The sequence below is a fragment of the Paenibacillus foliorum genome (assembly GCF_013141765.1).
GTDB classification, from domain to species: Bacteria; Bacillota; Bacilli; order Paenibacillales; family NBRC-103111; genus Paenibacillus_S; species Paenibacillus_S foliorum.
On record NZ_WHOD01000070.1, the window covers coordinates 370,492 to 382,897 of the forward strand.

Genomic DNA, 12,406 nt, shown 5'->3' on the forward strand with positions numbered 1-12,406 from the left:
TCATAAATCATTGGCTTGGTTGCCTGCTTGCTCTTGTTGTTTCAATTCATCAATCAAGCCGTTTCGGGCTAATATCGTTAACGGATATACCTTTTTACCCTTTTCTAATAGAAATAGGATCGTTCCGTCAAATGCGGTAAGCAAAGCCCTCTCTATGCTATGTTCAGCGATTTCACGAATATTATGCACGCCTGGAAAATCTCGGCCTGGTTCGATGTAGTCAGCCAAACAAACGACTTTATCCATTAAGGTCATTCGCTCGCGTCCAGTAGTGTGGTAGCGTATCGCATCAAGTACTTCTTCATCGTCCATGCCATAATCCCTTTGAGCTACAAAAGCGCCTGCAGGCGCGTGCCAAATTTCTTTGTCATAGTCCAGCAGGTCGGCTGGCAAACCGTTATTACGTATGATATCACCTTGGTCTTTGACTGGCCAATATTTGACGACATCATGCAAGATCGCAGCCGTGTAAGCTTTATCAGGATCACATCCATACTTACGCGCTAATAGAACCGCCGCCTCCATTACACCTAACGTATGCTCCCATCGTTTGCCGGGCATTTGAGACTTCACCGCTTCAATTAGCTGCTTACGATCCATAAAATCCGTTCCCCTCAATATAATCATATACACGGTCAGGCACCAAATGCCTAATACTTTTTCCCTCGGCCTTACGCTGCCTTATAGCCGTTGAGGATATCTCGATGAGCGGCATTTCGGCTAATTGCACCGCATGCCTCAGCGATGCGGGCAATTGCCCCATTTCCAAGGTATACCCCGGACGCCCAAGTCCGATAAAGGAAATGAGTTGGACTAGCTCATCAATCTTATACCACTTAGGCAAGTATTGAACCATATCTGCACCGATAATATAATAAAAATGAATGCTGGGGTGCTCCTTACGCAGCAAGCTTACCGTATCAAACGTGTAGGAAACGCCGCCCTTCTTCAATTCCATATCGAATGGAAGAAAATGAGCCTGACCTTCCACTGCGCAGCAAACCATATCCCATCTTTGCTGGCTGGTTGCTTTGGGGGCATGCTGCTTATGAGGCGGAACATTGGTTGGCATAAACCATACCTCATCCAATCCCGCATGCTCATAAGCGCATTGAGCCGCGATCAAATGGCCTATATGGATCGGATCAAAGGTTCCTCCCATGATACCAACCTTCATCCTTGCACCTCTTTTTTGCGATTTTGCCGTTAATTCGGCAGAACGATCGTCTTTTGGTCGCGTGATTCCTTATACAGCACAACTATTTTCCCAATAACCTGCACCAATTCCGCGCCAGCTCCTTCAGCCAGCTGTTGACCAACCTCATTGCGGTCTTCCCCGCTGTTGTTAAGAACAGTTACTTTTATAAGCTCTCTTACTTCCAGAGCCTCTTCGATATGACGGATTAAATGATCGTTGATACCGCCCTTACCTACTTGAAAAATTGGATTTAAATGATGCGCCATAGAGCGTAAATATCTTTTTTGTTTACCTGTTAGCATGTTTTTGCCTCAATTCGAGTGAAGTTATGTGTTGGGGGTAGGTGGCAAAAAGAGCCTCGGTTGATGAAAAGGCTGGGGCGGCTGCGGGCTGAAGTCGAAGTTTCTCCGATCGCTGTTGTCAGCTTGTTGTTATTAATTATTACCTTTTTCAAAGGTAACAACAAGCTGACAAAGGCGACCACTATAGTTTCTCCGAAACTTCACTTCACCCTCCGCCGCCCCATCTTTCAACGGGGCTAATTGCAAGACCTAGCCCCCAACACAAATAGTGTGTTGGTAGAGATCAGGAGCTTGACCTTTACCTGCTGGTCAAGCTCCGTACCCTTATAAACCATAAAACTTAAACCATAAACCATAAAACTTAAACCAAAAAGCTTAAACCATAAAACATAAAAAAACTTAAAGATTACTCATTAAACGAGTCAATAACGACCTGACGCATAGCGGCGGTCGGAGCAGCGACTCCAGTCCAATATTCAAAGGCATAAGCCCCTTGATAAATAAACATCCCTAAGCCGCTGTGAATTTTAGCGCCGCGAGCTTCGGATTCCCTCAGAAACCGCGTAATAATCGGATTATAGACGAGATCGCTGACAACGAGATGGTCACCGATTAACGATGTATCCATAGGGACAGCATCCTCATTCGGATGCATACCAAGAGATGTATTGTTAACGATCAGACTCACATCACTAACTACCTCGGATATTTCATCCAAGCCAATACCGCTGGTGGAAGTAAATTCGGACATCGTACGTGCCAGCTCATCTGCTTTTTCACGTGTGCGGTTAGCAAAGTAAATGTGCGTTGCGCCTTCCTTAGCAAGAGCATAGCCCACACCGCGAGCAGCGCCGCCGGCTCCGATCATTAGTACCTTTTTACCGTTCAAATCTATTCCGGTTTCTTCCTTTAGGGAACGCACATAACCTATTCCATCTGTATTATATCCGATCAAGCGACCGTTATCGTTAACAATTGTATTGACTGCACCAACAATTCGGGCTCCCTCGTCGATCTCGTCCATAAAGTTCATTACTTCTAACTTATGAGGGATCGTTACGTTGACTCCACGAAATTGCAAAGCTCGGATTCCATTCACTGCATCCTTCAACTGACCTGGCAATATATGAAAAGCCGCATAAGCCGCATTGAGACCTGCTTCTTCAAAAGCGCGGTTTAACATAATCGGCGATTTGGAATGACGAATCGGATCCCCGAATACAGCATACATAATCGTGTGACTGTCCAGCCTGTGTTTCCCCATAGCTTTTCTTCAGCTCCCGTTCCCTTTAAGAGGTTGTTCAAAAAGTCCCCTTTTGATCACGAAGGATCTCAGGAAGCGTATTTGGCACGAATCTTGCATTCAGGCTCGAAGTCCGGTGCTCATTTAGGTTTTCCTAAACTCCACTCCTCCTTCTTCACCTTCTTGCAACCTTCTCGGTGCTGAAAAGCCGACTTTTTGAACTCTTACCCTATATGATCGAATCACGAACAGCAACTTTCACGCCTTTAGGAGCATGGATCATCAAATCCGCACCCACATCGCTGTTCACCTTAATCCACCCCAAACCCGAGATAGACACGTCATAAAGCTTGCCCTTCGGAATCCGCACAGGATGCTTCGTCAGCTTAGGCAATAGCTCTAACGCTTCTCGTGAAGGAGGTGCAAGCAGCTCTCCCTTGTGCTCATCGTACAGCTCATCGGCCTTATCCAGCTTCGTACGGTGCACTCCCATCCCATTAGATACGAAGAATGTGAAGGACTGCCTTGCGCCTTGTACAAAATCAAAACGGACTAGGCTGCCAAAAAACACCGTTTGCCGTTCATTCAATTGAAACACCAATGGCTTCACAGGCTTGTCTGGCATTAGCTTCTGTAAATCCTGCTTATTGACCAGCTCGGTTAACCTATGTGGATACACAATACCCGGCGTATCAATGATGAAGGTTCCATCTTCCATAGGAATTTTCACCAAATCCAACGTTGTCCCCGGGTACTGAGATGTCGTAAGTTCAGAATCAAGGTCACTGTAATCACGGATTAAGCGGTTAATCAAAGTTGACTTGCCGACATTCGTTGCTCCCACAACATAAATATCACGCCCACCTCTGTGCTCATCCAAGGCTGCGATCACACGATCAAAGCCCATATTTTGCTTAGCTGAGCATAGCACCACTTCAACAACTTTTATGCCGAAATCCTTAGCCTGCTTGCGCACCCAATTGACGATTTTATTAAAATTGGTCACCTTTGGCAAAAGATCGATTTTATTGACGCACAGCACAACCGGATTATCGCCCACAAAACGCGGCAAACCACTGATCAAGCTGCCTTCAAAGTCGAAAATATCGACAATGTTAACCACCAATGACTTCGTGTGGCCAACATGACTCAATAATTTTAGAAAGTCATCATGGTTAAGTGTAATTCCTGACGATTCATTGTAATTCTTAATACGGAAGCACCGTTGGCAAATGACCGGCGTACGTTCCAATGCTTGAGGCGGCACATAGCCTAGCTTTTCAGAGCTTTCGGTTTGCAGCTTGACGCCACAGCCGGCACAGCCTGTTTGTTCAGATTGCAATTCTGTCATGGTATACCTACCTTTTCATCCAAGTTAAAGCAGCCTTTTCCAGCGAGCGATTGATCACTTTAGTAAAAAAGCCTTCATCTCGCTTAGCTATCGGTAAAACTAAAATCGTATACAACCCCATCCGGTTACCGCCCAATACATCCGTCATCATTTGATCCCCTATCACCGCCGCCTGCTCCGGCCTCATGTTCATCATCGACAAGGCTCTGCGGAATGAGGCGCTTGTTGGCTTTTTTGCACGGTAAATAAAGGGCAGAGACAATGGCTCGGCAAATTTGGAAACGCGCAGTCTGTTATTATTGGACACAATGACTACTTGAAATCCGATCTGTGCGACAACCTTCAGCCAATCGATCAGCTCAGGTGTAGCTAATGGCGCTTTAGCCCCGACCAGCGTATTATCCAGATCCGTAATGATGCCGCGCACTCCTTGTTCCCAAAGAGCGTTCAAGTCAATGTCGTAAATTGTGTTTACTTGTAAACGGGGTAGCAGCTTATTTAGCAACGAATTCACCTCAAGAACTAGCTCATATACGTCAAACTATACCATATATGTGCTTTTTGTTGCAAAAACCCGAATAATATATTTTACTTTACAAAGCCTATTCATGCAATCTACTACTATGTTCTCCACATCACTTGAAATATGAACTTGCTGCATATATCAGCCATTTTGCTATAATAGATAGACATAAACATATAAGAAGGTGCATGTGATGGAAGATTATCAGCTGGTTGCCTATAAATTCCGGGAAATTAAAAATACACTCACATCTTTTTTGACGCAGGTTTTGCCACACTATCAGATTTCACCCATTATGATGTATACGCTAGAATTTCTCCGCAAACATCCTGAATGCAGAGCCATTGATCTTGCAAACGAATTTGGCTTGACGCGAGGTGCTGTAACTCAGCTTTTGGACAGGCTGGAGCTGCAAGGCCTTGTTGTTCGCAAGCCTCATCCGACTAGCCGCAGAAGCTTGCATATTCATATTACTGAAAAAGGCTATGAGCGGTTAGATGCAATCATCCATACGTACAATAATAAAATCGAACAATTGTTTACCAACTATTCTTCAGAAGAACTAGCCAAGCTAAGAGAGCTATTATCCAAAATGTCTTTATGAACCAAACGAACTATGCGGCTTCATATTAAAGACTCCGATCCCCGATCAGGAGTCTTTTTGTATCTTGACACAACATGTTTAACAAGTATATTGTATAGTTATTAAACAATAATAACATAGAACGTAGGGAGAGTGTTTGATGAGCAAAACGATATTTATCACTGGAGCTTCATCAGGTGTTGGACTGGCAACCGCTTTGAAATTAGCCAACAGCGGCTGGAACGTATATGCTGGAACCCGGCATTTGAACCGTGATCAGGAGCAGTATGCTTACCAAGAAAACCTTCGTTTTCTTGAAGTTGATGTAACGGATCCAAAGTCTCAACAAGCAGCACTTGAAGTAATTGAACAAGAGCAAGTTCATCTTGATGTATTGTTTTGCAATGCTGGTTTTGGATTTTTACGAGCTTTAGGTCAAGCGACAATTGAAGATATTCAACGTGTGCTCGATACCAATCTATACGGCGTTATTCATTCCATTCAAGCGGCCCTCCCTATGCTGCGCAAAGCGGACTCCGGACACATCATAGCCACTTCAAGTGTTGGCGGACTAGTTGGGCAGCCTTTGAATGAAATCTACTGTGCAAGCAAATTTGCTTTAGAAGGACTATTAGAGAGTATGGCTACTTACTATAAGCCTCTATTTAATATCGATATCACTTTAGTTGAACCAGGTGCTATAGCGACTAATTTTGCCAATACCGTTTTGGGAGATATGAAAAAAACAGGCGGAATTCTGGATGATGAATATAAGCCAATAGTTGAAAGCTACATCGAAGCTTTCTCCCAAAGAAACGTTGAGCCGCAAAGCGCTGAATCTGTAGCAGAGGTCGTGCTGGACTTATTACAGATGGAAACAAAGCCCTTGCGGCTCCGCACCTCGGAACGAGCTGAATTATTCGTAAGCCATAAAGTTGCATCCGATCCAAGTGGTCTACAAGGGATCACAACTACGCGTAAGCTTCAGCTAAACATGTAAATAAATTGAAACCCCATCGCAGATCTTTCCACGATGGGGTTTCAATATTTAAGAACTGTATAAATTATTTCCGGTGTTCTTATACCTGTGAGCGCAGCTTTTCAACAAGCTGTGAAGTACTCTGCCAATCCTCTTCCGTAATTTCAGCTCTGCTGTATTTGGCTTTCTCGAAGATGAACAACACCTGCTCCAAGTCCGCTTTCAGCCATTTACTCTGCTTCGACCATCTGCGTACAGCTTCACGAAGTGTTTCATGCTCTAGTCTCGTATATCCTTTACGACGGCATATACGCAGCATCCGTTCGCATTCCACGATTACTTTCTGCTTTAACAACGACGCACGCCGGCGTTCAAGCTTTTCGCGAATCAGTTCAATTACCTGCAGCCTCCAAATAATGAAACCAGCTAATGCCGCAAACAATAGAATGATTACACCAATCCCAGCCGCTTGACCTGTATTGTAAAATCCGTTGGACTCCTCTGTCTCAGCTGCTGCATCAGGCAGTGTCGCAGGATCAAAGGAAAGCTCTTGCTCTGGTATAGCACGTGGAAGCACAAAGCCAGAGGTCGGCTCAAACGGTATCCATCCTATCCCGCTGAAATAGACTTCAACCCATGAGTGCGCATCCGCATTCCGAACGGTGTATACACCAGCCCCATCGGGATCTACAAGCCCTTGGTCGCCCATTGAATACATCATTTCCTCTTGTATTGGAGATAAGCCGGAGGCATACCCTTTCACCCAACGGGTAGGCAAGCCTACTGATCGTGAGAGCACCGCCATCGCCGAGGAATAATAATCGCAGTAGCCCTCCTTAATTTCAAACAAAAAGCGGTCGACAAAATCTCGGCTGCGCCCTTTGCTAAGATCCGGTTTGTTCGTGTACGGATACTTTTCGCGTAAGTATTGTTCAATTTTTTTGGCTTTATCGTACGGATTTGGTGAATCCTTAGTAATATCCGCAGCTAATTGCCTTACACGGTTCGGCACATTCTCGGGTACCTGGAGATAAGGCGCAAGCTCCGCGCGGTTAGGCAGCTCCAACGGCGCAAGACGTAAAGCTTCTTCATCGATGATAGGCATCTGGGATACTAACGTGTATGACTTCGGATAAGCAGGCTGCCGCTGTTCATTGAAACGAAGCTCAGACTGTCCCGGAGCCCATAGGATGGAATCAAGTCCAGCTTTGGCACCGTTTAAATCGACTACCTTTTGAGCGGTGAACGCCCCAAACAGCACAGGGTATTTTTCTTCGGATAGCATGGTAATATTCTGAGTAATCTCAAACGTTTTTAACGGACTTCCGGCTGACCGCGGATCCGATGGAAGAATATTGTCTGAACGCACTCCTACGGTTGTAGCACGTTTGTCACTGTCGCTTGCTTCCCAGCCTTTACCGCTATACAAAGACCTTGTTTCGCCTCTCCAGTAGCTGCGATGTGTCGTATCTACAGACATAACCGGCGTATAATCGTATTCAAAGCCGCCTCCAAGTGAAGCATCGCTCCGACTGTAGCCTGAAGATGCATCACTGCCTGCAGATGATGGAGCCGCCTCAATACCTTTTCCTGTAGTAAAGTTAACAGGCTCTCCGCGGAAATTACGCCATGCGGTATAAGGGTCAGTCAGGAGAGGGTTAACCTCAGGCATAACGGATCCGAATACCAAGGTTAAACTGACCAGTGAAATTACAGGCACTGCAATAGAGGTTGGGTAGTCAGCCAAATAACTCCAGGTATTCGGATCTTTTTTGCGCAGCTGCTGAAAATGGCACAGAATCAACAGAAATAATCCACAGCCCACTGTCATAGCCACCTGCGGCCATAAATAGACGGTTGAGAATGAATCTCGAATACACATACCAAGCACACCGATGATCATTAGCGCATAAACACGCCACTTCACCTCGACCCACCAGATTAAGGTCAAATAAATGACCCAAGCGCTAAGACTGAACCATAAATAAGGCGTGAGCTGATACAAGTTCAAAAATAGCTTCGAAGAGAAAAAACTGCTCAATGACATTTCTTCAATCACATTGTACTGGATAAGGACACGAACATTTATGGTAATTAGTACAATCAGTTGAATAAGTCCGCGAAAAAGCCAATGAAGTTTAGGGATATGCTCCAAAAGAAAGGTTGCAAGAAGCGCAAGTTCAACAATTAGGATCGTTTCCGGAAGCCACGTGCCCTCCTCCTTTGAAATCCAAATTACAATCTGATACAAGATCAGACCTACTAGCAGGGCGGTTAATCGGTGGGTCCAATTCTGCCACAGGAGCTTCTGCCACCAAGTAGTGGTTTCGTTCATCCGTTTCGCCCTCCCAACACAACAGGCAGCTCTTGCAATGAGCCGACTGCATAGCCTACTACTCCGAGCGAATGCAGTTGACGCAGCCATTTATCCTTGTCGTCCTGTTCCGAGCAAATCCATAGATGGCAAGGATTTAACTGTAGCTGCTTAAGCCAGCTGAAAATGGGCAGAAGAGCATCGCCATGAATGGGTGTAATCAATGCTACGAAGCTGCCTGGCACCAGAGTTTGCGCCTTCTCCCTCAAAACTTGTTTAAGCGAGTAAGTACCGTCCGCTTCCACATGTATAAAATGCTGCTGTACGGCTTTTAATTGATTTCTCCCTGGTCTAGGCTCATAATACACATCGTCTGACCCTGTTGAAACTAGACCCAACGCTAAACCTCGGCCTGACCCATATTGGAACAATGAAGCCGCTATAGACACCGCAAGCTCGAATTGCTCAGTATCCTTATAGGTCTTGCGTTGCCGATCTAAAACCAAATAGCTCTTCGGCAAGGATTCCCTCTCGAATTCCTTCGATTTCCATGTTCCCGTCTTAGCTGTTGCATTCCAGTGAATCCGCGATAAACGATCACCATACATATATTCCCGCACTCCGTTAATTTGAGTTGTTTCACGTACAGCGCGGGTAGTTGTTGAGTGGTGGTTCGTCCCCTTCATCATCTGATGGAACTGGTGCCATTCACGGATAGGAACGGTTTGTGGCAGAACAACAAAACTATGGGGAAGGTTCAGCATGCCGCCATGCTCGAACAAACCGAATATATCTTCGGTAACACATTCTGTAGAACCAAAGGAGTAGAAACCTCGGCGAAGTGATGGAGTTCGATATTCCAATTCGCCGCGGCGGCGCCAGTCAGGCACCATAGTTGCCTCGAAGACCAGCTCGCTTCCATTTTTGTGAAACAGACGATCTTTGACAAAAATATAAGGCATCGGCCAAAACCCGGGAATTTGCAGTTGTATGGATACTCCTAGTGTACTGCCGGCTTCCAGCATATTGCTATGCTCCATGTTTTGCAGATTTCTTACACCCTGCGTACGTTTGATGCCGCTCCATTGCCCAAGAAGCAGATAAATACTTAATACCAACATAATAACGAAGAGCATAAGCGCCAGCTTGCCGCCTTGAAACAGTAAAAATCCAAGACTGCCGACAAAGCTAATTAATACTGCCCAAAATTGTTTGCTCAAACGGGGAATTTCAGTAAGCTTTTGTACGATCGATTCCCTCATCATACTCACTTCTCCATTCGTACGGGCACTCTAACCTGCTGAAAGACGGATTGGAGTACGGATTGGACAGTAGCGCCATCCATTCGTGCTTCAGCTTGCAAAATGATACGATGCCCCAGCACAAAAGGTGCCAAGAACTTAATATCATCGGGTATCACATAATCGCGCTCTTGAATCAGTGCATAGGCTTTCGACGCTTGGACTAATGCGAGGGTAGCGCGTGGACTTGCTCCAAGAAATATAGAAGCATGCTCACGGGTCTGTCTAGTAACTGCTACTAAATAGCTGGCAACCGCATCATCCAGATGAACATGCTTAGCCCGCTGTTGGATTTCTAAGATATGCTCAACATCAGCCACTGGCTGAAGATTCTCCAACGGATGTATGACGCTTTGTGAAATAATCATTCGAGTCTCTGTCGCTTCATCAGGATAACCCAGGCTGAACTTCATCATGAATCGATCCAACTGAGCTTCCGGGAGCGTATAGGTACCTTCAAAATCAATCGGATTCTGAGTAGCAAGCAGCAAAAATGGTTTAGGCAGCTGATGTGTCTCCCCATCGACTGTAATATGCCCTTCTTCCATGGCTTCAAGAAGCGCTGATTGCGTCTTCGTCGTAGCTCGGTTAATTTCATCCGCCAGCAAAATATGAGTCATCACTGGGCCGGGTCTAAAAACAAAGACCTCATCCTTGGGATGATATATGGATACCCCTGTGATATCCGTAGGGAGTAAATCAGGATTACACTGGATACGACGAAATTGACCATGAATTGATTTAGCTAACGATTTAATTAGAACTGTTTTTCCTGTTCCGGGTACGTCCTCCAGCAGCACGTGACCGCCAGCAAGCATCGCTGTTAGCAGCAGTTTAATTTCATCTGTTTTGCCAAGGATACAAGATTCCAAATTTGCTTGTATGCGCTTAAGGATTTGTATGTCTTCTTTGACTAGTGCCTCCATGTTCCTGATCCTCCTTGGGGTATATGGTTTTTATGGTAGAATAACTCATCTTCTATTTTACAGGATTCAAAAAAAGCCGTATACATGCAAAAATGCTGAATTTGTTTGTATAAATACACATTTGGGCGCTTTTTCTCCATTTTAGAACCATAATTGACTGATTCCTAACGACCCTAGCGTAAGAAAAATCGAACGAAAAGTTCACAACTAAAAAAACCTAAGGCTCAAAATGAGTCTTAGGTTAAGTTGAATCGCTAGCCTTATGGAGAAAGCTCACTAACAAATCGCCCGTATTCCAAACTGCATCAGCCCCTAGGTCTGCACACAACAGCAGCAAGGAATGAAAAAATAATAGCGGCTGAAACCCCTGCGCTAGTTACTTTGAAAATACCGGTAATAATGCCAATGGCTCCGTCTTGATTCAGCTCTTGAAGCGCTCCATGAACCAATGCATTGCCAAAGCTCGTTATCGGTACTGTCGCTCCTGCACCGGCAAACTTAATGAAAGGATCGTACCAACCAACACCATCTGCAATTGCTCCTGCAACAACTAGTGAACTCATTGTGTGAGCAGGGGTCAGCTTGCCCACATCCATCAACAGCTGCCCTATAACGCATATTGCGCCTCCGATAACAAAAGCCCAGACAAAATGCATAAAAGTATCCATTTAATGTACCCCGCCTTCAATTGATACAGCATGGGCAATGCAAGGAATGCTTTCTCCCTGCTGAAACGACAACGGGGATAGCAAGGCTCCTGTTGCAATAACCAACACCCGTTTGAGATCTCCATTGCGAAGCTGCTTCATAATATGTCCATAGGTCACGGAAGCAGAACAGCCACAGCCACTGCCACCAGCAATAACAACAGGTTGCTTCTCAATATCATAAATCATTAGACCGCAGTCCTTATAAATAGTTTGACTGATTGGAATCTTATGCTTTTCCAGCAATTCATTCGCAATTTCATACCCTACCGAAGCCAAATCGCCTGTCACAATAAGATCGTAATATCCTGGTTCCCGATCGAAATCGCGAAGATGCGCCTGCAATGTATCCACAGCTGCGGGGGCCATCGCAGCCCCCATGTTAAAAGGGTCTTTGATCCCCATATCAATAACTCTGCCGATTGTAGCTCCTGTTACTATGGGGCCATCCCCTTTTCTAGACAGCACTGCCGCCCCTGCTCCAGTCACTGTGTACTGAGCTGTCGGCGGCTTCTGCGAGCCATATTCAGTCGGGTAGCGGAATTGTTTTTCCGATGTACAGTTATGACTGCAGGTGCCAGCCATCACATAATCAGCATCACCTGAATTCACCATCATCGCGGCCAGTGCCAACCCCTCCATTGAGGTCGAGCATGCACCAAATATCCCCAAATACGGAATGGTTAAAGTTCGTGCGGCAAACGTATTGCTAATAATTTGATTCATCAGATCGCCGCCAACATAAAATTGAATCTGCTCTTTCGTTAATCCGGCTTTCTTAATAGCAAGTTCAGCGGCTTCCTCCATAAGCTTACGTTCCGCTTTCTCCCAGCTTTCCTGCTCTAACTGCAAATCACCATGAACAATATCAAAATCATTGGCAAGCGGCCCATCCCCTTCGTCAGGACCAACTACGGTTCCAGTCGCTTGAATTACAGGGCGATTCGTAAATGCCCAGCTCTGATGTCCCTGCAGCATG

General features: G+C 45.4%; 13 protein-coding genes. 2 read left to right on the forward strand and 11 right to left on the reverse strand.

The features are described 5' to 3' along the window. The 6 genes from yqeK to GC093_RS20330 all read right to left on the reverse strand — a co-directional run bounded on the left by yqeK (position 1) and on the right by GC093_RS20330 (position 4,599). A complete protein-coding gene (yqeK, locus tag GC093_RS20305; RefSeq protein ID WP_171653700.1) occupies positions 1-600 on the reverse strand; it encodes a bis(5'-nucleosyl)-tetraphosphatase (symmetrical) YqeK in 600 nt (199 codons plus the stop codon). Beyond that, complete coding sequence (locus tag GC093_RS20310; protein WP_171653701.1) at positions 590-1,177, reverse strand: nicotinate-nucleotide adenylyltransferase; 588 nt, start codon at positions 1,175-1,177, stop codon at positions 590-592. Before GC093_RS20310 ends, yqeK begins: the two co-directional genes overlap by 11 nt. Before the next feature lie 29 nt (positions 1,178-1,206). Beyond that, positions 1,207-1,500, reverse strand: coding sequence for a ribosome assembly RNA-binding protein YhbY (yhbY, locus tag GC093_RS20315; RefSeq protein WP_171653702.1), 294 nt, complete (start codon positions 1,498-1,500; stop codon positions 1,207-1,209). 406 nt (positions 1,501-1,906) lie between these two features. Then, positions 1,907-2,764, reverse strand: a complete 858-nt coding sequence (locus GC093_RS20320) for a shikimate dehydrogenase (RefSeq protein ID WP_171653703.1) — start codon at positions 2,762-2,764, stop codon at positions 1,907-1,909. A gap of 208 nt (positions 2,765-2,972) precedes the next feature. Beyond that, entirely contained in the window at positions 2,973-4,094 is a 1,122-nt protein-coding gene (yqeH, locus tag GC093_RS20325; RefSeq protein WP_171653704.1) for a ribosome biogenesis GTPase YqeH, read from the reverse strand. A 7-nt stretch (positions 4,095-4,101) separates the two neighbouring features. After that, complete coding sequence (locus GC093_RS20330; protein WP_171653705.1) at positions 4,102-4,599, reverse strand: YqeG family HAD IIIA-type phosphatase; 498 nt, start codon at positions 4,597-4,599, stop codon at positions 4,102-4,104. Positions 4,600-4,810: 211 nt separating this feature from the next. Here GC093_RS20330 and GC093_RS20335 point away from each other — a divergent pair, with 211 nt between their 5' ends. Together GC093_RS20335 and GC093_RS20340 are read left to right on the forward strand one after the other, a co-directional pair. Further along, the gene (locus GC093_RS20335; protein WP_171653706.1) at positions 4,811-5,221 is read left to right on the forward strand and encodes a MarR family winged helix-turn-helix transcriptional regulator; all 411 of its coding nucleotides are present in this window, start codon (positions 4,811-4,813) and stop codon (positions 5,219-5,221) included. Positions 5,222-5,360: 139 nt separating this feature from the next. Next, positions 5,361-6,200, forward strand: a complete 840-nt coding sequence (locus GC093_RS20340) for an SDR family oxidoreductase (RefSeq protein ID WP_171653707.1) — start codon at positions 5,361-5,363, stop codon at positions 6,198-6,200. A gap of 79 nt (positions 6,201-6,279) precedes the next feature. Here GC093_RS20340 and GC093_RS20345 read toward each other — a convergent pair whose 3' ends face one another. The 5 genes from GC093_RS20345 to spoVAD form a co-directional block, all read right to left on the reverse strand. Then, positions 6,280-8,514 carry a transglutaminase TgpA family protein gene (locus GC093_RS20345; RefSeq protein ID WP_171653708.1) on the reverse strand — a complete coding sequence of 745 codons (2,235 nt, stop codon included), beginning with the start codon at positions 8,512-8,514 and terminating at the stop codon, positions 6,280-6,282. After that, positions 8,511-9,758, reverse strand: coding sequence for a DUF58 domain-containing protein (locus tag GC093_RS20350; protein WP_171653709.1), 1,248 nt, complete (start codon positions 9,756-9,758; stop codon positions 8,511-8,513). Before GC093_RS20350 ends, GC093_RS20345 begins: the two co-directional genes overlap by 4 nt. Before the next feature lie 2 nt (positions 9,759-9,760). Continuing rightward, on the reverse strand, positions 9,761-10,720 hold the full coding sequence (locus GC093_RS20355) for an AAA family ATPase (protein ID WP_171653710.1): 960 nt from the start codon (positions 10,718-10,720) through the stop codon (positions 9,761-9,763). Between the two features lie 305 nt (positions 10,721-11,025). Next, complete coding sequence (gene spoVAE / locus GC093_RS20360) at positions 11,026-11,376, reverse strand: stage V sporulation protein AE (RefSeq protein WP_171653786.1); 351 nt, start codon at positions 11,374-11,376, stop codon at positions 11,026-11,028. Between the two features lie 12 nt (positions 11,377-11,388). After that, complete coding sequence (gene spoVAD, locus GC093_RS20365) at positions 11,389-12,405, reverse strand: stage V sporulation protein AD (protein WP_171653711.1); 1,017 nt, start codon at positions 12,403-12,405, stop codon at positions 11,389-11,391. Position 12,406 lies beyond the last annotated feature (1 nt).